Source organism: Marinoscillum luteum (genome assembly GCF_044005705.1).
Lineage (GTDB): Bacteria > Bacteroidota > Bacteroidia > Cytophagales > Cyclobacteriaceae > Marinoscillum > Marinoscillum luteum.
The window spans coordinates 398,661-420,914 of record NZ_JBIPKE010000015.1; the positions used below are offsets into that span (position 1 = coordinate 398,661).

Below are 22,254 nucleotides of genomic sequence, written 5' to 3' on the forward strand. Positions count from 1 at the left end.
AAATAGCTTTTACTCAAAAGAATGAAGCAAGCCCACGAGCCTGCTGTTTTCAGCTGGTGTGCCTACAGTAATCCTCAGGCAACCTTTGCAATGCAATTCTTTGGTTCGATTTCTCACAATGACCTTGTGCCCTATCAGGTAGTCAAAGAGTTCGTCAGACCTTTCAAATCGCACGAGCAGGAAGTTGGCATGACTTGACACCACTTCTTGTACCAGCGGTAGGTCAGCCAGCACTGCTTTTAGTTTGTCCCGCTCCTCCAGCAATATCTTTACCTGATCTATTTTCTTCGCCTCATGCGACAAGGCCTCCAGCGCCAGGGTCTGATTGGCCAGACTGAGGTTATAAGGTGGTTTGATTTTTTCAAGCATACTGATCACGAAAGGATCACCCATGGCCACCCCCACTCTGATACCGGCCATTCCCCACGCCTTGCTCAAAGTTTGGAGTACCACCAGGTTTCGGTAATGCTCCAGCTCGGCAATCCAGCTTGGCTCAGAAGAAAAGTCGATATAGGCTTCATCCACCACCACTATCCCCGGGAAGCTCTTAAGGATATCCAGGATAATTTCTCTGGAAAGCAGATTTCCGGTCGGGTTATTGGGTGAACACAAAAACAAGAGCTTGGAGCTACCGTTCCAAACCTCTTTGAGTTCCTTAAAATCAATCCTAAAATCGGGAGTAAGTGGCACCAATACGTTCTCTACAGCATTGATAGCCGCACTCACACTGTACATCCCATAAGTAGGAGGCATGGTGATAATGTGATCTTGTCTGGGCTCACAAAACAGTCTGATCAGTAAATCGATCGGCTCATCACTGCCATTTCCAAAAAATATCCGATCCGTGCTGATGCCTTTTATTTCAGACCATCGCTGCTTCAGCGCCTTATGGTGTGGATCTGGGTAGCGATTGTACAACACTTCGGTGGCGGAGCCCAATGAATTCTCATTGGCATCCAGGAAGACCTCAGCTTCCCCTTCAAATTCATCTCTTGCCGAAGAGTAAGCTTTCACCTCCTTCAGGTGATCCCTTATCAGGTTTTCCGGTGATCCCATCTTCTCTTAATTTGTTTAGTCTGACAGTAACTGCATTTTTGTGTGCATCGAGCAGTTCGGCTTCCGCCATGCGCTCAATGGTGGGGCCTAAAAGTAAAAGTCCCTCTTTGGTAATCCGCTGGTATGTAATGTTTTTCACAAAACTATCCAGAGACACCCCGCTAAATGACCTGGCCCAACCATTGGTAGGCAAGGTGTGATTGGTCCCTGAGGCATAATCCCCTGCCGACTCTGGGGTGTATTCTCCCACAAATACAGAGCCTGCATTCACCACTTTTTCGGCCATTTTTTCCGCCTTTTCAATACTTATGATCAAATGCTCAGGGCCATAATCATTCACAATCTTCAACGCCTCCTTCTTGCCTTCCACCACAATAATGGCACTCTTGGACAAGGCCTTCTCCGCAATTTTCTTCCTGCTCAAACCTGCCAACTGCCTGACCACCTCATTATTGATTTCCTCTGCTTTCTTCAGGCTGGTTGACACCAAAATCACCTGACTGTCTGGGCCATGCTCTGCCTGTGCCAATAGGTCTGACGCGGCGTATACAGCGTCTGAGTTCTTATCCACTACCACCATGACCTCTGAAGGGCCGGCGGGCATATCAATGGCTACGTCCTGCTTGGCCAGCATTTGTTTGGCTACCGTCACATACTGGTTTCCCGGGCCAAATATCTTATCTACCTTAGGAACAGAGGCGGTACCATACCCCATCGCTGCGATGGCCTGGGCACCTCCAAGCTTCAGCACCTTACTCACCCCTACCAGCTGTGCCGTATAGAGCACCACCGGATTAATCTTACCCAATCTGTTGGTCGGAGAAGAGATGATAACCTCTTCGCATCCCGCTATTTTCGCAGGAATGGCCAACATGAGCACCGTAGAAAACAAAGGTGCTGATCCGCCGGGTACATAGAGCCCTACTTTCTGAATGGGAACAGAACGACGGCTGCACACCACCCCCGGCATCACCTCCATCACCAACTGCTGCTGGCGCTGGGCTTCATGAAATTTCTTGACATTCTGATAAGCAATCTGAATGGCTTCCTTGAGGGTGGCGGGCACTTCGTCAGCGGCAGAGGCAAACTCCTCCTCCGAAATCCAAAGATCCTCCAACTCTACGTGATCATACTCCAGAGCCAGTTTTCGCAGGGCTTTGTCGCCACCTCGCTTTACCTTTTCGAGAATAGGTTCGACCACCTTTTCTATTTTAGAAAAATCATAGGAAGGTCGCTGAAGTATTTCTACCAACTGCTCGCCTTCCGGGTTTTCGTAAACAGGGATCATTTGATCATTTTTTCAATTGGAACGACTAATATACCTTCGGCTCCTGCCTCACGGAGCTTCTCTATGTTTTCCCAAAAATCATCCTCATTGATCACCGAATGAATGCTGCTCCAACCCTCCTGTGCCAATGGCAAAACGGTCGGGCTCCGCATTCCAGGGAGCAGACTAATGATTTTGTCCAGTGAATCATTGGGCGCATTGAGCAAAACATACTTATTATTTTTCCCTTCCAGTACCGAGTTGATTCTGAAAATGAGCTGATTCAGCAACACTCGTTTTTCGTCGCTCAGCTTACTATCGGCTACCATCACGGCCTCCGATTTCATCACAGTCTCCACTTCTTTGAGTCCATTGCTGAGTAAGGTACTGCCGGAACTCACAATATCGCAGATTCCTTCTGCCAACCCGATGCCCGGTGCTATCTCCACAGATCCGCTGATCTGATGGATCTCAGCGGTGATCCCTTTCGTATCCAGAAACTTCTTGAGGATATTAGGATAGGAAGTAGCGATGTTTTTGCCTTCAAAAAATGAAATATCACTGTATTTCTCCTCTCTGGGCACAGCCAAAGAAAGGCGACACCTGGAGAACCCCAGATGTTTGACCACCTCTATCTGCTTCTGATACTCTTCATGAACATTCTGACCAACAATACCAATATCGGCGATTCCATCCTCTACATACCCCGGAATATCATCATCCCTAAGGAAAAGGAATTCGATGGGAAAATTGGAAGATTGCGCCTTCAGCTTTTTGGCACCATTGTTAAACTTAATACCACATTCTTTGAAGAGCCTCAATGAGTCTTCGCTTAGTCTGCCAGATTTTTGAATGGCTACTTTTAGATTCGACATAAGGGAAATTATGAAATGAAATGAGATTTGTATGAGAGATATATGCGCAATTGATCTTATTTACTCAGAGAGAGTATGCCTTAAGAGCAATGATGGGGGTGATGATGCAGCGCGTATGTCATGTCAGCAAATGTATAACTGAAATCTTGATAAAATCAATAGTATATAAAAAAACCCCGTCGATGCGGGGTTATTTTTTTGTTATGCGTTGTCCAATCCAAAGGTCCAAACTGGCACCTGAGAGTGATTGACCACATCTTCAGCAATACTTCCGGCCAGAAAATGCCCCACTCCTCTTCTTTGTCTGGTACCAATAGCAATCAAATCTGCATCGATATCCTCTGCATAAGCGATCACTCCATCTTCTTCATTGGAGAAGTTGTAGCTCTCGTGAGTATAGTTTTCAATTCCAAACTTGGAGATGAACTCTTCCATCTGCTTGCGGTCGTGGCGAGTAGAAGTAAAACTCGCTGGAGTATTGATTTTTACCATCCTCAGTTTTGCCCCGAATATTTTCTGAAGCTTCTTCACATGCTCCACAAAGGAAGTTGGCACATCATGATAGTTGGATGCCAACACGATATCCTTCACATCGCTCGCACTGGTAGCCTTGGCGATGGTGATCACGGGACATTTGGAATAACGTACCATCCGCTCAGCATTGGATCCTACCAAAAACTCTTCAGCGCCAGAAGAACCAGAAGTACCCATTACTACCAATTCGATACCAGAAGTTTTTATTTCTTCAGAGATCTCCTTGAAAGGCTGACCAAGTACTATCTTATATTTCAACGTAATGTCCTTATAGCTGGAATCTGCCATGATGGCCTCCATTTTTCCCTTTGCGGTATCAATCAGCATTTTGATGTAAAGGCTCTGCATTGGGTCGTGCCCCACGATTCCCATGGTCTTGATGGTGTCTGGAGTGGGTTGTTCTATGACATTGATCAGTGTGACCTTGCAATCACTACCCTTTCGTGCAAGATCTGTAGCGAAGTTAAGTGCATGGTGAGCTACATCTGAAAAGTCATATGGTACTAGAATATTCTTCATGGCCTTTTGATTATTTTAAAATTTTGGATTTGATTCTAAGTTAATCAAATCTGTGTGTTTTACAATTTGATATTTGTCAGCCAAACAGCACCTGACCTATACCAAAGAGTATGACAAAAATCAGTGTAGTCAAAGCCAACTGCTTCAAAAACGGGTCAAGGCCCTCAGATGTTTTCTTTATTTTGACTGCCCGTGCATTGGAAAAGAGCATGGGCAGCACCAAAAGAAAAAAAAAGGAAAACCCTCTGGGATTCACTATAGATACATAAACACAGCTGGATATCATGGCCAGACTCAGCAAAATCCAATGGTATACAATGGCATTGGCCCTGCCTATCCTTACGGGGATGCTGTGCTTACCTGCCAGTTTATCAGATTCAATGTCGCGGATGTTGTTCACATTGAGAACGCCCACGGCCAGCAGGCCACAGCTCAATGCAGGCAGCAATATCAAAAGGTTCAACGTATGGGCATACAGATAATAACTACCTCCCACGCCCACCAATCCGAAGAAAATGAGCACAAACAAATCCCCAAACCCCGCATATCCATAGGGCCGCTTGCCTACAGTGTATTTGATAGCCGCAACGATGGCGCCTAATCCCAGAACCAGGAAAACAATGATTTCAGTCCATCTGTCTCCAAAAGACAGAAAGATCAACCACAGACCCGAACACAACGAAAGCAGAGAGAAGACAATCAACGCCTTCTTCATCGCACTCTGAGAGATGAGGCCCGCTGATACCGTACGTTTCGGGCCGGTACGATGCTCCCCGTCCACACCGGATGTAGCATCACCATAGTCATTGGCCAGATTGGAAAGTACCTGAAGAAACAATGTGGTAACAAGACTCCATATGAGAATAGGCCAGTTGAAAAAGCCATTGGACGCGGCAAGGAAAGCCCCCATGAAAATACAGGAAAATGCCAACGGCAAGGTTCGGAATCTGAATGCCTGTATCCAGGCTTTAATCTTTTTCATGCTGCGTACAAATTCATCACATGCGATCAGGTACGGCGATACCCAGGAGCCCCATGGATCGTTTGATCACCTGAGCCACCGCTTTAGACAGTGCTATCCTCAGTCCGACCACCTCTTTTTGTTCTTCATTGAAAATAGGCACCTCCTGATAAAACCCGTTATACTCCTTGGCCAGGTCATACACATACTGAGCTACCAGTGCGGGAGAATAGTCCCTCGCGGCGGCTGCAATGGTCTTGGGAAAGTCGGTGAGTTTGTGAATAAGTTCTAACTCTCTGGGGTGCAGCGTAATACCTGTAGTATCAAACTCTGCTGGCACCTCCAGTGTCCGGGCCCGGCGTAAGATCGCAGATATACGTGCATGTGTGTATTGAATAAAGGGGCCTGTATTTCCCTGAAACTCGATAGACTCTTGTGGATCAAACAGCATTCGTTTTTTAGGGTCTACTTTCAACAGAAAGTATTTGATCGCTCCCAACCCGAGGGTACGGTAAAGCGCTTCGGCTTCTTCCTCTGTGAGTCCTTCTATTTTGCCCAGTTCGCGGGTTTGGCGCTCAGCGGTATCAAACATCTCCTGCATGATATCGTCCGCATCCACCACAGTGCCTTCGCGGGATTTCATTTTGCCCGATGGCAGGTCCACCATTCCATATGACAAGTGGTAGAGTCCGTCTGCATAAGGTCTTCCCAGCTTCTTCATAATGTTAAAAAGCACCTTGAAGTGATAATCCTGCTCATTGCCCACTACATAAACAGATTTTTCGAATGGAAAATCATCATGCTTGAGCTCACATGTACCAATATCCTGAGTGATGTAAACAGAAGTACCATCTCCCCGTTGTACCAGCTTTTCATCCAGCTTTTCGGCCGTCAGGTCCACCCACACAGAGCCGTCTTCCTTTTCAAAAAAGACCCCCTTTTCCAGGCCTTCCTGAATGATGTCCTTGCCCAGCAGGTAGGTTTGTGACTCATGATATATTTTATCAAACGTGATGCCCATGGTCTGATACGAGGCATCAAAACCTTCAAACACCCAGTCATTCAGTTTCTGCCAAAGCGTAACGGTCTTCTTCTCTCCATCTTCCCACTTTTTGAGCATCTCCTGAGCTTCCAGAATCAGTGGCGCCTGTTTTTTGGCCTCCTCAGGATCCATACCCTGATGTACCAACCCCTCTATTTCCTTTTTGTATTCTTTATCAAAAAGCACATAGTACTTACCAATGAGGTGATCACCCTTCAATCCTGAGCTGGCTGGAGTCTCTCCATTGCCAAACTTCTCATAAGCCAACATGGACTTACAAATGTGGATCCCCCGATCGTTCACCAGATTCACCTTCATCACCTCACACCCACTGGCTTCCAGTATTTTAGCCACAGAGTCTCCCAGGAAGTTGTTTCTCAGGTGCCCGAGGTGGAGCGGCTTGTTGGTATTGGGTGAGCTGAATTCCACCATCACCTTTTGCCCGTTTCCGGCCAACGTACCAAAGTGCTCATCCTGATGAATCTTATCGAAAGCTGACAGCCAGGTGGAATCTGAAATGGACAGGTTCAGAAACCCTTTCACCACATTGTAATCACTTACCAGCGAAGTATGGCTCTTGAGGTACTCACCGATCAACTGGCCAGATTCTTCAGGTCCTTTTTTAGTCTGTTTCAGATAAGAAAAAGTGACCAAAGTGTGTGTTCCTTCAAATTCCTTACGGGTCGGCTGCAGTGAGAAACTATCTGCGTCCAACTCGAAATCAAATAAGCTCTTAAATGCTTTTACAATTTCCTGCTTTAATTCCTTCTCAATTAACTCCATTCTTATGTTTTATTTCTTAGGCAAAAAAACCTCTGCCATCATACATCTGGCACTACCTCCTCCCAGACACTCAATGGTGTCCAGAGAGCTGTACAGCAGTTTACCATGTTTGCTCAACTGATCTTTTTGGGCTTCGTCCAGAGACTTAAAAGCGGACTCTGACATGACGATGTACCGTTCATTTTTATCATTCAATACCTGTAGCATGTTTCCGGCGAAGCGCTCCTTTTGCTCCTCAGTGATAAAAATGACTTCCTTCCCAGTGTTTTCAAAAGAACGGATCACCGCACTTTTTTCCAACTCATCATCTATACTCTGAGCGCATATAAGAGCAAACTCCTCTCCCAGGCACATCATCACATTGGTATGGTAAATCGGCAATCGCTCACCATTCACAGTTTGATTAGCCTGAAACGACACAATATCAAATCCGGTATGTTTATGAAACTCCTTTAGCACCTCCGGATGGGTGCGCTCAGAAATGGCTGCATAGGCGATTTTATGCTGTCGGTCGAGAATTAAACTTCCCGTCCCTTCCAAAAATTTGTTTTTAGCCTCCCAGTCCACGTAGCCCGAGATGGTGGTAATATTAAAGTTTTTACCAAGATCAGCCAGCAGGTCATCCCGGCGCTCTAGTCGCCGATTCTCAGCGTACATGGGGTAAAGAATTACCTCACCTGATTCATGAAAGCTCACCCAGTTGTTGGGAAAGATAGAATCGGGAGTTTCAGGCTCCAGCGTATCATCAAAGACCAGCACCTCCACACCTTCTGCACGGAGCTTTTTGACAAAGCCATCAAACTCCGTCAGGGCATTTTCCTGAATCTCCTCCTTTGACAGTCCGGCTATGGTTTTTTGATAATAATTATTCACCGCTGTCTGCTCGTTCATATGAAAGGCAACCGGTCGTATCATCATCAGGGTATTTGTGATCTGCTTGCTCATTTTCTTCTCAGGGGTAAAGTAGAACATCTCAACAGCCCTTCCTGCTTGGCGATCTCGGCATAGGGTATCTCCTCCACCGTGATCCCATGACTTCTCAGCCACTCATTGAGTCGGGTAAAATTTTGCTCCGACACCACCACATCCGGGGCGATCGAGAACACATTGCTCATCATATGGTACATCTCACGCTTGGTGATGTGAAAGAGATTTTCCATACCAAACAAATCTACCAAATACTGATAGTCGGATTCCTGTCGGAAACCTTCTTTGTGGATAATAGCCTTGTCCTTCCCTACGGGCTGAAAACAGCAATCCAGATGCAGGGCATTGTCCTCTGCAATGGTATTAGACTTATTCAAATCAAATTCCCTCACGGTCTTCTGAGGGAAAAAATCCTTCAGAAACTGAACACCTTCCATGTTGGTGCGAGCTGTGATGAAGCCGGGGTAATCCGGCCCCTTGTAAGTACCTACAAATAGATAATCACCATGAACCATCACATCTCCTCCCTCCACATGCACCTGGTCCGGAGGTTTGATGACCTTATTGGGGTCCATCTGGCTGATTACGTAATCAATGGCTTCCAACTCAGGCTCCCTGTCAGGAAGGATGTTGGACTTGAAAAAATAGTCATCAATCACAAACGCGATATCTCGTGCAAAAATCTGATTGAGATCGGTTCGTAATTCAGGGCGGTAAACCTGCACATCGTACTTTTCAAATACGCGGTTAAAGGCCTCCATCTCAGGGATCATATCAGACTCCTTTGGATAGGTACCTGCCTTGATATGCTCTGCAGACTTGGGGTCATATGCGTCTGCTAAATCTGGGGTGCCGCCGAAACTATCTGCTATGCCTAATATCACAGCTTCAAGGGGTGAAGTTTCGTCTTTAATGTTTAGCTTGATCATTTGGTCATGTTGTTAAACAAGACGGCAAAGCTAAATGATCGAAAACATATTCGGCAGACATCAATTATTAATATTGTAAGGGGTGAGAATTGTGATTTTTTTGTGATCATTGTGCCTCTTTGTAACAGACTGAATTAATCCGAAATGAAAAGCTACTCTGATCTAATTGAGCAAACCTTCTATTTTCCCACCAAAGAATTTCGTGTGGAAAATAATCTACTTTGGTTTCATGATGTAAACCTCATGGAGATCATCAAAGAATATGGCACGCCCCTGAAGCTGTCATACCTTCCTAAGATCAGTGAGAACATTCAGTTCGCAAAGAAGATTTTTACTGATGCCATTCAGAAAAATGGCTACGATGGTACCTATCGCTATTGCTACTGTACCAAATCTTCCCATTTTCAGTTTGTATTGGAGGAAGCACTGAAAAACGACATTCACATTGAGACCTCCAGTGCCTATGACATTCCGATCGTCCGAAACCTCAATAAGTCAGGGCTCCTGAGTAAGGATAGAATGATCGTTTGCAATGGATTTAAGAGACCACTTTATCTGCAGTACATTTCCGACCTGATCAATGATGGTTTTACAAACACCATCCCTGTACTGGACAACCTCAATGAGCTGGCTCATTATCATCAAAATATCAAGGGAGATTTCAAGGTGGGGATACGCATTGCAGCGGATGAAGAACCCAACTTTGCTTTTTATACCTCCCGACTGGGCATCAGGTATCACGACATTGTGCCACACTATAAGGAAATGATTGCCGGGTCAAAGGCCAAGCTGAAAATGCTGCATTTCTTCATCAATACCGGCATCAAGGACAGTGCTTACTACTGGAGTGAACTCAGCAGGTTTATTTACAAATACTGCGAACTGAAAAAGATTTGTCCTGACCTGGATACTGTGGATATTGGTGGAGGCTTTCCGATCAAAAACTCACTTGGTTTCGAATTTGACTATGCCTACATGGCTGATCAGATTGTGGCCAACATCAAATGGATTTGCCAGAAAAATCATGTGCCGGTACCCAACATCGTGACGGAATTTGGCTCATTTACCGTGGGTGAAAGCGGAGCTACCCTCTACTCCATCCTGGATCAGAAACTTCAGAACGACAAAGAGCTCTGGTATATGATGGATGGTTCCTTCATCACGCATATGCCCGATGTGTGGGGACTGAATGAAAAGTTCATCATGCTTCCGATCAATCATTGGGATAACCCTCATCATCGGGTAAACATCGGTGGACTCACCTGCGACAGCCAGGACTACTACGACTCTGAAGCTCATATCGGTGAAGTCTTTCTGCCCCGCATTGATGATGAAGAGACGCTGCATTTTGGTTTTTTCCACACCGGAGCCTACCAGGAGTCTCTGGGTGGCTATGGTGGTATCCAGCACTGTCTGATCCCTGCTCCAAAACATGTCATCATCAGAAAGGATGTCAATGGGCAAGTCAGTTCGGAGCTCTTCGCACCAGAGCAGGAAAGTGAATCTATGATGAAAATTTTAGGGTACACGAAGGGGTAGTTCCTCGATATTTTGTTTTATTTGAGTAAAGTGTTTTTGCCTCAATGCATTTATTGAGACATGGCGCTATGTTGTCCCCTCTAATCAATTCGTAACGTGCACAAGAATCTGGTCATTATACCAACCTACAATGAGAAAGATAACATCCGTGAGATCACTGCTGCAGTGATGGGTTTGGATGTTCCTTTTGATTTGTTGATTATTGATGACGGATCACCGGATGGTACTGCAGAAATAGTGAAGGAGCTACAGACACAGTGGCCTGAAAAACTACACCTGATAGAGCGGGCAGGAAAACTGGGGCTTGGTACTGCCTATATCAGGGGCTTCCAATACGCTTTGGAACATGGTTACGACTATGTCTTTGAGATGGACGCAGACTTCTCGCACAATCCTCAGGACCTTATCGCTCTATATCGGGCTTGTGCAGATGAGGGTGCCGACTTGGCCATAGGTTCGCGATACATCAAAGGAGTGAATGTGGTCAACTGGCCTATGGGCAGGGTACTAATGTCGTATTTTGCCAGCATTTATGTACGCCTGGTCACCGGCATACCCATCATGGATACTACTGCAGGATTTAAATGTTACCATCGGTCTGTTCTGGAAACCATCGACCCTGAGAAAATCAGCTTTATAGGCTACGCCTTTCAGATAGAAATGAAGTTTACGGCCTGGAAGCATGGCTTCAAAATAGTGGAGGTGCCCATCATCTTTACCGAGCGAGCCAAAGGCAGCTCAAAAATGTCAAAAGGAATCTTTAAGGAAGCCGTTTTCGGGGTACTGGAAATGAAAATCAGAAGTCTTTTCAGAAAGTACGAGCCACATCAAAGCTTAATCCGGTAGTTTCAGTCGAATCGAATGGATTTGATCGGATTGATCCTTGAAATCACCGAAAGTGGAATGAACAAGGCGATGGCTGTCATCACAATCACAAATAGGTTAAGCAAAATAACTGCTGTTGGATCAAACTGAATAGGTACATGATTCATGTAGTAATTGGCAGGATCCAATGGAATGATTTTGTACCGATCCTGTATCCAGCAGAACGAGAGTCCAAGTAAATTTCCCCAAAACACTCCCCTCACAATCAGGCCAAGCCCATTGACGAAGAATATTCGTCGGAGCAAGCCATTAGCTGCGCCCAATGACTTCAGAACGCCTATCATCTGGGTGCGCTCCATAATGAGGATCAGAAGGATAGACACCATGTTGAAGGCGGCCACAAACAGCACCAGGCTGAAAAATATGACCACATTCCTATTGAGCAATCTCAGCCAGTCAAATATCTGCACATATTTATCGCTGACTTTATCCACATACAAGTCAGAACTTGTCGCCTCAAAAACCATCGTTTCAGCTTCGTCCATGGTCTCGGGATCATTCAGGAAAACCTCAATCCCTCCAATGGTATTTTCTCCCCACCCATTGATGCGACGGACCAGGTTAATATCACCCAGAATCACCTTTTCATCAAAATCCTCAAGCCCGGTCTCATAGATACCGGTGATTTTCAGGTTACGGTAGCGGGGTGGATTTTGAATGAAAAACACCAGCACCTCATCGCCCACTTTTAAACTTAAATAATTAGCGATTTTAGTACTCAGTGCCACCTCTGTGCCGTAGCCCTCCTTAGGAAATTTAGGAAAATGCCCATCCACCATGTGCATGGCAAATGCAGTGGTATCAAAGCTCTGGTCGAGCCCTTTCAGGATCACCCCCTGTACCTCATCGTTGGTCTTGAGTAAACCCGCTTTGTAGGCATAAGTCTGGAGATAATCTACTCCCGGAAGCGCCCTCAGCCCATTCATCAAGGAATCCTCCACCACTATCGACGAGTTTTCAAAAGAAGTGGAAAGTGTGTATTTGCTGATAATCAGATGCCCGCTGAAGCTGTAAATCTTTTGCTTAATGGTATCCTCAAACCCTTTCAAAATCATAAAGGTACAGATCAACGCTGCCAGAGCCACTGCAATACTCACCACAGCTATCTTATTGATCACCGTGGAGAAGGATCCGGTCTTATTTTTGGAGATACGTCGGGATATGAAATACGGAAGACTCAAAGATGACTATTTTTGACTGTGCAATATTACAAGATATCTATGGTCAAGCAGTTTTTGATACCGATCTTTTTACTTTTCTTCTTTTCATGCGAAACAAAGTCACAAGAGAACGTACAGATTCTGCCCGGAGCCAGTCAGCTAGATCAATACCTACCGCAGCTTAAGGGCAAAAAAATTGGCCTTTTTGCGAACCACACCTCATTGGTTGGTCAGACACATCTTGCAGATACGCTCCTTTCTCTGGGTATTCAAATCAGCACAGCCTTCAGTCCGGAGCATGGTTTTTTGGGCAACAAACCCGATGGTGAAAAAATCGAGGGTGAATACACCGAACGTTTCAAACTAATCTCGCTTTATGGGGCACATCGGAAGCCTACCCCAGAACAAGTAGCATCGTTGGATCTGCTGGTGGTGGACATTCAGGACGTGGGTGCGCGATTTTATACCTATGCCAGCACAATGACTTACCTGATGGAAGCCTGTGCCCGGGAAAAGGTGCCTGTACTCATTCTGGACAGACCCAATCCCAATGGAAGCTACATCGATGGTCCTGTGTTGGATACCGCGTTTGCTTCTTTCGTGGGAGCTCACCCCATCCCTATTGTGCATGGTCTCACCCTGGGAGAATTGGCCAGTATGATTAATGGAGAAGGCTGGCTAGGTCATGGACTCCAATGCGATCTGAGTGTCATTCCGGTAGCCAACTGGGATCACAGCATGCCTTACACTCTTCCTGTCAGACCGTCCCCCAACCTCCCCAATGAATTGGCTGTGGCGCTTTATCCTTCGTTGGCCCTATTTGAAGGCACAGTGGTTTCTGTGGGCAGAGGCACCGATTTTCCATTTCAAATCATTGGGCACCCACTCTATAGTGACTCCAGCTTCTCTTTCACACCCACTCCCAACGAAGGTTCCAAATACCCTCCACTGGAAGGGGAGCGATGCTTTGGACTCGACCTGACCCATCAGCCAATCAACTATGGGTTTACTTTGAAATACCTGATCCAGTTTTATCAGGACCTGAAGGGAAAAACCGAAAACTCTTTCTTTAATGACTACTTTCTGAAGCTGGCAGGAACGGGTTCGCTTCAAGAACAAATAGAAGCAGGCTGGTCTGAACAGAAGATAAAAGCCAGTTGGGAGAAAGATCTGGAGGCCTACAGGAAGCTTAGAAAAAACTATCTCCTGTATGCCGAGTGAGCGCTAGTGATAGCGCTCCCATGTTTTGTCACGTATGGCCACTCCATGGCCATCAATCAGATCCAGCCAGTATTTATCCGCATCCACACGCTGAGCAATAGACAAGGCCTTTTCAGAAGCCTGGAGTGATTCGTCCGCCCGCTCATCCAGATAGAGCATCCAACTATACTTGTCCCAGGTGATGAAATCCGTGCTCTGCTCAACACTGTACTTGAGGTTAAGAATGAAATAGCGATCGCTTCTATCCACACCAAACCTAAAAAACACGGTCAAGGCAAGTGCAAAAACCGAAACGTAATGGATGCCATTTAATTTCACCTTCTTACTGACGAGCAAATACACCGTCCATAAAAAGGCCAAAGCAGCAAGCAGGAGTATATAATCATGGACCGGAAAAAACTTGATTACACATAACAGCGCTGCTAATGATAGCATAGCAGATAACCTGCTAACCGGACGCTTTTGGGCACCTTCTCCTCCCATCAAAGCACCCACCAACGACAACAAAAGACACAACAGGCCTAATAGCATTAGGACGGCATTGTGAGGTATATGGAAGAACTTTAAACCAAATCCCAGCGAAAAAATCAAAATACCGGGTACCTCCATTCGCGTTAGAATCATCATGGCTTTTCAATTGAAGCTTTGTACATTCTAAAAAAAAGAAAAGGGAGAAACCCAAAACCAAACACAAAAAAGCTCAATCCAAGTATCACTCCTGCACCCATCAGGTGGGTCAGTTTCATCCAGGAAGCCACCATAAAGAGCACAAAGGAGAGCACCCCGAAAATCCACTTCAATCGCTCAGAGAGCACCTGAACGGCGAGCTGTTTGTATCGAAGCACAATGAGCATAGGCAGAAATACGAATAGTATACCGCACATCCCTATCGCCAGCAAAGCAGGTGCCCCTGGGAAATGCAACAGTTTTAAAAAAACTCCAGCAGTCAGAGACAGTGTAAAAGCAAACCCCGAAATGTAAGTGAGTCGTTTCATGTTCATGATTTTGTTATAGTTAAGTAAAAAGACAGTTTCTTGTTGTATCTCTCCATAGCCATTAGGCGATGTTTGATGGTAGGCACGCTGGTAAGCCTCTTCAAAAGGCACCCCCCGATCCATATCAATCTCCACCAGGCAGCACATGTGATCAATCAAATCATCACGCAATGCTTCGTTTTTCACGTTCGCCTTTCTGATTTCCTCTGCGATAAAATCTACTTGCTCATCACTGATCATGGTACTAGTCCCGGATTAAATTCATTGAAAATCACTTTCTGGATGGTCAGAATGAAATCCTTCATCTCAGCCATCAAAACATCCTTCTCCTTTTTTCCCTTGCTGGTAAGGAAATAGTACTTGCGCACACGCTTCCCAATGCGCTGCTCCTCATATCCGAGTATTCCATCCTTCAGGAGCTTGTGCAGCGCCGGGTATAGTGAACCATCCTTCAGGAGGATTTTACCATCCGTCAGCGCCTTTACCCGCTGAGAAATTTCATACCCATACATCCGGTTATTTTCCTCGAGCAACTTCAATACCATCACTCCTATTGTTCCTTTCAGCAATTCTTTTGAATACATAGGGCTAATATACATAGATATATGATGTATCAAAACATGATTTATAAAAATTTAATGAATCCACTAGCTTTGCCAGCAATGAAGGAAAAGTTGAGAATTGTATTCATGGGTACGCCGGAGTTTGCCGTACCCTGCCTGAAAAGGCTCGTTGAAGAAGGCTGTGAAGTGGTGGCAGTGGTTACCGCACCTGACAAACCTCAGGGAAGAGGTAAAAAACTGGGCACCTCTCCTGTCAAAGACTATGCCGTCAGTCAGGGGATTCCATTGCTGCAACCTACCAATCTCAAGGATCAGACCTTTCAGGAGGAGTTAAAGCACTACAAGGCAGATATACAAATAGTGGTAGCCTTCAGAATGCTTCCTGAAACCGTGTGGAATATGCCCCCTCTGGGCTCCTACAACCTACATGCATCGCTCCTCCCCGATTATCGTGGTGCTGCTCCTATCAACTGGGCCATTATCAATGGAGAAACCGAGACTGGTGTGACCACCTTCAAGCTCCAGCACGAAATAGATACCGGAAACATCCTTTTTCAGGTGAAAGAACCCATCCATCAAGAGGATAATGTGGGCTCACTTTACGAGCGACTGATGAACATTGGTGCTGAGTTAGTGGTAAAGACAGTACGCGCACTTGAAACAGGTGATTACCAGTTGGCGGCACAAAAGACTCCCACGAAGGCCAAGCATGCACCCAAAATCTTCAGGGAACATTGTGAAATTGACTGGAACAGACCAACTGAGCAGGTTCGAAACTTCATTCGGGGACTGAGCCCATACCCCGCCGCTTGGACCACATTGGATGGACTGACGTTCAAAGTGTATGGTGCGGAGAAATCGCCAAGGAATCATCAATCCTCACCCGGGACTTTTCATTCCGATGGAAAAACCTACCTGGATGTGGGTACTGCCAATGGCTCTCTCAACCTTACCGAAGTACAGCTACAGGGGAAAAAGCGCATGACGGTGGGTGAGTTCCTGAGGGGCTACCACTGGAATACTCCGGCTGTCCAATAATCTCAACGAGCAATTCCAACAAACCGTCGATAAGAAGTGCGGTTATCCCTGGGTTTACTTTTCTTTGAAGCTGAGTCACACAACATTAAGTTATTTATGATCATATCCATGATAGCCGCCATGGGCACCAACAGAGCAATAGGGAAAGACAATGACATTCCCTGGCACCTGCCGGATGATTTTCAGTACTTTAAACAAACCACTGAAGGTCATCATGTGATCATGGGCCGGAAGAATTTCGAATCCCTTCCGCCAAGGTTTCGCCCCTTACCCAACCGACCAAATGTTGTAATCACAAGGAAAGATTTTTTTGATGCTGAAGGATCTCAGGTAGTCAACAGCTTGGAAGCAGCACTGCAGATAGCCAGGGAAAACAACGAACCTGAAGCATTCATCATTGGAGGAGGTCAGATCTATCAGATGGGGCTTGAGGTAGCCGATAAGATCTACCTTACGGAGATCGACGGTACCTTTGACGGTGATACTTTTTTTCCTGAATTTGATCATCAACTATGGAAAGAAACATCCAGATTACATCATCCGGTGGACGAAAAGCACAAGTTTGCTTTCGATTTTGTAATTTATGAGAAAAAGTAACGCCATGGACGCACACAAAAGACTACTCGCCATCCTTCACATCATATATGGAACTTTCCACATTCTCATCTTTACGTTTGTTAGCCTATTGGCCAATACCCTCCTGCCTTTCATCATGGCAGAGATAGAAGACAACAGTGATGAAACAATGCTTTTGGTGAAAGGGATTATGCTGATCATTAGGAGCGTGATGTTTGTACTCTTTGTGATCGTACCACTACCCTCCATCATAGGAGGTATAGCACAACTCAACAACAAGAAATGGGGATTGACGACTATGATGGTTTCCGGTTGTCTTTCACTATTCAACATCCCCATCGGAACTACCCTTGGGGTATACACCATCTGGGTATATCTGGAAAACAAAAAGCCTAAAACGGAATGACCAAAATAGCGGACAAGGTAATCATGATCACCGGAGCTTCCTCTGGTATTGGTGAGGCATTGGCCTATCAAATGGCAGAGGCGGGCGCCAGGCTGATCCTTTCTGCCCGAAGAAAAGAAGAGCTGGATCGTGTAAAATCTGCATGTAGCCATCAGGAAAACATCCGCATTCTACCATTGGATCTGGCCGATGCATTTGCCATCTCCCAAAAGGCCAAAGAGGCAGAATCTTTTTTCGATCGGGTCGATATTCTGGTCAGTTGCGGTGGGATCAGCCAGCGTGACAAAGTCATCCACACCAAGATGGAAGTAGACCGCCAAATCATGGAGGTCAATTACTTTGGGACCATAGCCCTGACGAAAGCACTGCTACCCGGAATGGTCAAAAGAAAGTCAGGCCATCAGGTGGTTATCACCTCGGCCGTTGGGATCGTCAGTACTCCTTTTCGATCATCATATGCCGCTTCCAAACATGCACTACATGGTTTTTATGATGCCCTCAGGGCGGAACACCATGCAGACGGGCTCAAAGTGAGCATCATTTTGCCTGGTTATGTGAAAACCAAAATCAGCTTCAATGCATTGATGGGTGACGGTAGCAAGCAAGATAAAATGGACAACGCTCAGGACAATGGCCTGTCACCAGAGGAATGTGCTGCCAAAATAATCAGAGCCGTAGAGCGCGACAAGGAAGAAGTCTATATTGGTGGTTTCCGGGAGGTCACCGGCATTTACCTGAAACGCTTTGTACCAGGGCTTTTCTCTAAAATCATCAGGAAAACTGCCGTCACTTAATACCTTGATAAAACGCCCTACATACTGGTTAACGCTTCTCCTTATCCTGATTTCCACCTACGGTCAGGCTCAGGATAGTCATGTATTGCCGGGGGTCTTGTATGTCAAAATAAAGTCCAGCCCGTCAACAGCTGACGCATCCACGGAGCTATTTCAGTTTTCTGAAATGGAAAACCTTAAATCTTATACTCCACTGAGGAAAAATGCAAACGGGGACCGTCAGCGAGCTTCTGTGTTGGATGGCCTGTTCAAAGTGGTGGTGGACCCATCCACGGACATAGCGGCATTATGTGCATCTCTTCACAAGTACGCAAACGTAAGCTATGCCGAACCTATTTATGCGGCGCAACTCCTGTATGTACCCGATGATCCTGAATCCACCACCCCAAATCAGGAATATCTGAGTGTAATCAGGGCGTTTGAAGCCTGGGACGTCACCAAAGGATCGTCAGATATCGTCATTGGTATCTCAGACACCGGACTTAATCTGACCCATGATGACATCAAAAGCAAGCTTTATACCAATACCAATGACCCGATGAACGGTCTGGATGATGACGAAAATGGTTATGTGGATGATTTTCAGGGCTACGATTTTGCAGACAATGATAGCTTACCGAAATGTGATGACAGCTTCCATGGCAACCGAGTGGGAGGCCTGGCTGGCGCTGCCACCGACAATGGATTTGGGATGGCCGGAGTAGGTTTCAATACCATGATAAGTCCTCTTAAGGTCTACAGTACAGCTTTAAAGTTCATCAATTCTGGCTATGAGTCCATTCTATATGCTGCTGATAATGGCTATGATGTCATTAATCTTTCATGGGGTGGCCCCAATACCTACAGTCAGGCCAATCAGGACATCATCACTTACGCTGCAGTGGAAAAAAATGTGGTTATTGTAGCCGCCGCAGGCAATACCCCGGAAGACATTCGCTTCTACCCTGCCAGTTATGATCATGTATTATCAGTCGCTGCCAGCAATCTCAATGACACCAAAGCTTCCTTTTCAACTTACAATTATGATGTAGACCTGATGGCCCCAGGCAACACCATCTATTCCACCGATAGTGGCAATGGTTTTGCAAAAGACAATGGCACTTCCTATAGTGCACCTATGGTGGCGGGTGCTGCAGCTTTGGTTAAGAGTGTTTTTCCTGATTTGAACTCCCTTCAGATCATGCAGCAACTCAGAGTAACCTCAGATCCCGTTTACACTACTGGCACCAATCAAACCTATGAAGGCAAGTTGGGATATGGTCGACTGAACGTCAGCAACGCGGTGCGCAAGGACAGCGCCAAATCCATCAGGCTCGAGAATTTAGTATACGACAATGGAAATGGGAATTATGCCTTCTACGGTGACACTATAGTCCTTAGCTTTGAGGCCAAAAATTACCTTTTCCCTACGGATAGCGCTACCCTCTCATTTACTTCTGCATCTTCACATGTAGAAATTATTCGGGAAACCATTTATCTGGGAGCGATGAATACCCTTGAATCAGACTCTATTCAAGAAAAGATTTTTGTGATCGCTAAAGACACTCCTCCGGGCACAGACCTGGAAATTAAGGTCAGCATTACAGATGGAAGCTATATCGATTTTCAATACATTGAATTAACAACCGACCCGGATCGCCTTGACCTGAATAATGACCAATTTTCCATTACCCTCAGCGGTAATGGTGATCTTGGTTTTATCTCAGATGGCTATTACAATGGTGTGGGGTTTCAGTGGGATGACCAACTGATCGCCGCAAAAATGGGCGTTGCGGTATCTCTGGATAGAAGTCACGTTTCTGATAACTTCCCTGACAGCATCTACACCAACACCAAAGCGAGTGATTTCGTGGCCATAAGCCCGATAAGGTTTGCCCACCATACAACTCCCGATTTACACGCCACCAGCGTATTCAGGGATGATTCTGCCGCTACTCCACTGGAGATCGTCATGGAGCAAAACACCCTAACCAATAGGGGCGCCAATTTTCTGATTCAGGAGTATCGGCTCATGAATAATGCAACTGAATCAAGGGAAGGACTGGCCTGTAGTTTCTATCTGGACTGGGAAATATTTAATACCATGCAAAACCGATCCTTTTATGATACTGAGTCCAAAACCCTCATTACGTATAATCTGGATAGCTCAGTGGTAGTTGGCCTCCTTACCTATTACGATAGCTTACCCCGGGCTCAATCTCTGGATTTGGATGTCTATAATGGGAACGAGCAAGATGTACAGATGCATTACACCGATAGTGTAAAATATGCTTTGGCCAGAGAGGTTCGCTTTGACAGTGCCGGATGGCAGGGCAATGGAAACAATGTCTCGGTGATGCTCACACATGACTCCATAGCACTCGCTCCTTCCAAAAGTCGCAGAGTGGCCTACTTTATGGGGCTCTCACATAGTTTTGAGGGCTTGGCTGCTGTCATGGATAGTGCCAGACAAGTCTATGAAGAATATCTAAATCTACCAGTGCTCTTGGAGCGATATGTGAGTTGCCAGGGGGCTTCGGTGTCTATTGCTCCAGCATCTGGTGAGGTCTTTCGCTTTTTCAGTGATCCCCTTGGGGAAAACATCATTGGAGAGGGGGACACCCTCAAAACCGGCGCCATTGTTAGTGACACCACTTTTTATGTTGCCAACCTGGATTCAGGCTATGAAGGAAGCATTCAGCGAATAGAAATTGCTCTTCTGGCTCAAATCGCTGACTTTCAGATGTCTACCGACACGCTTTTTCTTGACAACTCCGTCAACTCCGTCACCTTTACAGATTTGAGCTTCGACCCTGCCTCCTGGTATTGGGATTTTGACAATGGAAGCCAGATCACAACACAAAATGCTACAGTCTATTTCAGGGACCCCGGTGTATATACTATTTCGCTAACCATTGAGACCAACTCTGGTTGTACGCAAACCATCACCAAAGAATTGCTGGTGGCCAATAGACCTCCGTTACCTGACATTGAAGATCAGCAGGTTTGCGCTGATCAGGATTTCACGGTAAGTGCTCCAAATGCAGATAGCATTGCCGTATACCTTGACGGCAGCAGCCCTACTCCTTTGCAGGAGGGCCCATCTATCACCCTGGAAGGAATTTCTTCAGACACCGCCTACTATTTCACCAACACCTCAGGCCCTTTTGAAAGTTTAAGAAAGCGAGTGTATTTCAGTATTAACCACGCCAATGCAACATTTGAGTATCTTCCGGATACCCTGAATGAAGCAACCGGTGTCCTCTTCATCAACACCTCACCGGAATCTGCCTCAGCTCAATGGTATGTGGATGGCCTGCTGAAATCTGAGTTAGACACTTTTTATATGGAAGTACGAAAAGCCAGTTATGAAATAACGCTGAGTATCACCAATACTACGGGTTGTGCGAACGCTACCACACAGTCTGTCACCTTTGCCACTTCTCCCCTGCCTATGGCAGAAAATCAGTTGATCTGTACAGGAAGTAATCTTCTATTGGAGCCCAATAACGGAGAATGGTTTGCGTTTTACGCAAACGAAGCACTTTCCCATTTGATCAAAAAAGGTCGAAATCTGACGATTGCGGAGCTTAAGAAAGACACAATGATTTACGTTACCGGTCTGGACAGCATACTTCCCTCAGCAGCGATCCCGGTGGAAATAACTGTAGCCCTTCCTCAGTTTAGTATTATTGCTACTCCTGACACGCTATACCTTTCTGAGCAAAGTACCACCTCATTTAGCACCAATAATGATGAATTGATCGGTTGGGATTGGTACATCGACAATACCCCAACTGAAACCACAAGTCACCCCATACTGTATTTCGACACTGAGGGTGTTTATGATATCGTATTAAATGCAACAGGCCCTATGGGATGTACCAATAGCGATACGCTGAAGTATCCGGTATATCAATCCAGGCCAGAAGTCCTTCTCGGTGTGGACGACTCCCAGCAGGTGATTTACCCTAACCCTACAACAGGAGATCTTTTTATAGTGGTGACCGCTCCTACCGAGGTAACGATCAGTGATGTCTCAGGAAGGATTATGCAAAAGATCTACCTGGAAGAAAGTGCCCTGATTGACTTAAATCACCTCCCAAAGGATATTTACCTCCTAACACTCAAATCACAAAAAGAGATAAGTAACCATCGAGTGATCTTTAAATAATCATATTAAATATGATTAAAGTATTAAAAAC

The 22,254-nt window shown here is 45.8% G+C and carries 20 protein-coding genes; 8 read left to right on the top strand and 12 right to left on the bottom strand.

Annotation, left to right across the window (positions count from 1 at the left end; genetic code table 11):
* Positions 1-9: 9 nt before the first annotated feature.
* The 8 genes from hisC to ACHKAR_RS09520 form a co-directional block, all read right to left on the bottom strand.
* Positions 10-1,056: a histidinol-phosphate transaminase gene (gene hisC, locus ACHKAR_RS09485; RefSeq protein WP_395417215.1), complete on the bottom strand. Its 1,047-nt coding sequence runs from the start codon at positions 1,054-1,056 to the stop codon at positions 10-12.
* Positions 986-2,341, bottom strand: coding sequence for a histidinol dehydrogenase (gene hisD, locus ACHKAR_RS09490; RefSeq protein WP_395417304.1), 1,356 nt, complete (start codon positions 2,339-2,341; stop codon positions 986-988). Before hisD ends, hisC begins: the two co-directional genes overlap by 71 nt.
* Positions 2,341-3,198 carry an ATP phosphoribosyltransferase gene (gene hisG, locus ACHKAR_RS09495; RefSeq protein ID WP_159579237.1) on the bottom strand — a complete coding sequence of 286 codons (858 nt, stop codon included), beginning with the start codon at positions 3,196-3,198 and terminating at the stop codon, positions 2,341-2,343. Before hisG ends, hisD begins: the two co-directional genes overlap by 1 nt.
* 201 nt (positions 3,199-3,399) lie before the next feature.
* Positions 3,400-4,251 carry a universal stress protein gene (locus ACHKAR_RS09500; RefSeq protein WP_395417216.1) on the bottom strand — a complete coding sequence of 284 codons (852 nt, stop codon included), beginning with the start codon at positions 4,249-4,251 and terminating at the stop codon, positions 3,400-3,402.
* A 76-nt stretch (positions 4,252-4,327) separates the two neighbouring features.
* Positions 4,328-5,233 carry a 1,4-dihydroxy-2-naphthoate polyprenyltransferase gene (locus ACHKAR_RS09505; protein ID WP_395417217.1) on the bottom strand — a complete coding sequence of 302 codons (906 nt, stop codon included), beginning with the start codon at positions 5,231-5,233 and terminating at the stop codon, positions 4,328-4,330.
* Positions 5,234-5,249: 16 nt separating this feature from the next.
* A complete protein-coding gene (gene argS, locus ACHKAR_RS09510) occupies positions 5,250-7,037 on the bottom strand; it encodes an arginine--tRNA ligase (protein WP_395417218.1) in 1,788 nt (595 codons plus the stop codon).
* Positions 7,038-7,046: 9 nt separating this feature from the next.
* Positions 7,047-7,982, bottom strand: coding sequence for a citrulline utilization hydrolase CtlX (gene ctlX, locus ACHKAR_RS09515; protein WP_395417219.1), 936 nt, complete (start codon positions 7,980-7,982; stop codon positions 7,047-7,049).
* Positions 7,979-8,893, bottom strand: a complete 915-nt coding sequence (locus tag ACHKAR_RS09520) for a dimethylarginine dimethylaminohydrolase family protein (RefSeq protein ID WP_395417220.1) — start codon at positions 8,891-8,893, stop codon at positions 7,979-7,981. Before ACHKAR_RS09520 ends, ctlX begins: the two co-directional genes overlap by 4 nt.
* A gap of 144 nt (positions 8,894-9,037) precedes the next feature.
* Between ACHKAR_RS09520 and ACHKAR_RS09525 the strand changes: the two genes are divergently transcribed.
* Together ACHKAR_RS09525 and ACHKAR_RS09530 are read left to right on the top strand one after the other, a co-directional pair.
* Positions 9,038-10,432: a type III PLP-dependent enzyme domain-containing protein gene (locus ACHKAR_RS09525; protein WP_395417221.1), complete on the top strand. Its 1,395-nt coding sequence runs from the start codon at positions 9,038-9,040 to the stop codon at positions 10,430-10,432.
* 96 nt (positions 10,433-10,528) lie between these two features.
* Positions 10,529-11,278, top strand: a complete 750-nt coding sequence (locus ACHKAR_RS09530; protein WP_395417222.1) for a polyprenol monophosphomannose synthase — start codon at positions 10,529-10,531, stop codon at positions 11,276-11,278.
* A gap of 2 nt (positions 11,279-11,280) precedes the next feature.
* Here the strand turns inward: ACHKAR_RS09530 and ACHKAR_RS09535 are convergent, their stop codons facing one another.
* The gene (locus ACHKAR_RS09535; protein ID WP_395417223.1) at positions 11,281-12,498 is read right to left on the bottom strand and encodes an ABC transporter permease; all 1,218 of its coding nucleotides are present in this window, start codon (positions 12,496-12,498) and stop codon (positions 11,281-11,283) included.
* Positions 12,499-12,537: 39 nt separating this feature from the next.
* Between ACHKAR_RS09535 and ACHKAR_RS09540 the strand changes: the two genes are divergently transcribed.
* Positions 12,538-13,698 carry an exo-beta-N-acetylmuramidase NamZ family protein gene (locus tag ACHKAR_RS09540; RefSeq protein ID WP_395417224.1) on the top strand — a complete coding sequence of 387 codons (1,161 nt, stop codon included), beginning with the start codon at positions 12,538-12,540 and terminating at the stop codon, positions 13,696-13,698.
* A 3-nt stretch (positions 13,699-13,701) separates the two neighbouring features.
* On the opposite strand, the gene ACHKAR_RS09545 is transcribed toward ACHKAR_RS09540, so the two are convergent.
* The 3 genes from ACHKAR_RS09545 to ACHKAR_RS09555 are packed head-to-tail and all read right to left on the bottom strand — an operon-like array spanning position 13,702 to position 15,277.
* Positions 13,702-14,325: a hypothetical protein gene (locus tag ACHKAR_RS09545; protein ID WP_395417225.1), complete on the bottom strand. Its 624-nt coding sequence runs from the start codon at positions 14,323-14,325 to the stop codon at positions 13,702-13,704.
* Positions 14,322-14,933 (bottom strand): hypothetical protein, encoded by a 612-nt coding sequence (locus ACHKAR_RS09550; RefSeq protein ID WP_395417226.1) that lies wholly within the window; start codon positions 14,931-14,933, stop codon positions 14,322-14,324. Before ACHKAR_RS09550 ends, ACHKAR_RS09545 begins: the two co-directional genes overlap by 4 nt.
* Positions 14,930-15,277 carry a PadR family transcriptional regulator gene (locus ACHKAR_RS09555; RefSeq protein ID WP_395417227.1) on the bottom strand — a complete coding sequence of 116 codons (348 nt, stop codon included), beginning with the start codon at positions 15,275-15,277 and terminating at the stop codon, positions 14,930-14,932. The genes ACHKAR_RS09550 and ACHKAR_RS09555 overlap by 4 nt, the downstream gene beginning before the upstream one ends.
* A 78-nt stretch (positions 15,278-15,355) precedes the next feature.
* Here ACHKAR_RS09555 and fmt point away from each other — a divergent pair, with 78 nt between their 5' ends.
* The 5 genes from fmt (at position 15,356) to ACHKAR_RS09580 (ending at position 22,223) form a co-directional block, all read left to right on the top strand.
* On the top strand, positions 15,356-16,294 hold the full coding sequence (gene fmt, locus ACHKAR_RS09560; RefSeq protein ID WP_395417305.1) for a methionyl-tRNA formyltransferase: 939 nt from the start codon (positions 15,356-15,358) through the stop codon (positions 16,292-16,294).
* Between the two features lie 96 nt (positions 16,295-16,390).
* Positions 16,391-16,891, top strand: a complete 501-nt coding sequence (locus ACHKAR_RS09565) for a dihydrofolate reductase (protein ID WP_159579213.1) — start codon at positions 16,391-16,393, stop codon at positions 16,889-16,891.
* Entirely contained in the window at positions 16,878-17,276 is a 399-nt protein-coding gene (locus ACHKAR_RS09570; RefSeq protein ID WP_395417228.1) for a hypothetical protein, read from the top strand. The genes ACHKAR_RS09565 and ACHKAR_RS09570 overlap by 14 nt, the downstream gene beginning before the upstream one ends.
* Positions 17,273-18,070, top strand: coding sequence for an SDR family oxidoreductase (locus tag ACHKAR_RS09575; RefSeq protein ID WP_159579209.1), 798 nt, complete (start codon positions 17,273-17,275; stop codon positions 18,068-18,070). The genes ACHKAR_RS09570 and ACHKAR_RS09575 overlap by 4 nt, the downstream gene beginning before the upstream one ends.
* Positions 18,071-18,236: 166 nt before the next feature.
* Positions 18,237-22,223 carry a S8 family serine peptidase gene (locus ACHKAR_RS09580; protein WP_395417229.1) on the top strand — a complete coding sequence of 1,329 codons (3,987 nt, stop codon included), beginning with the start codon at positions 18,237-18,239 and terminating at the stop codon, positions 22,221-22,223.
* Positions 22,224-22,254: the final 31 nt, after the last annotated feature.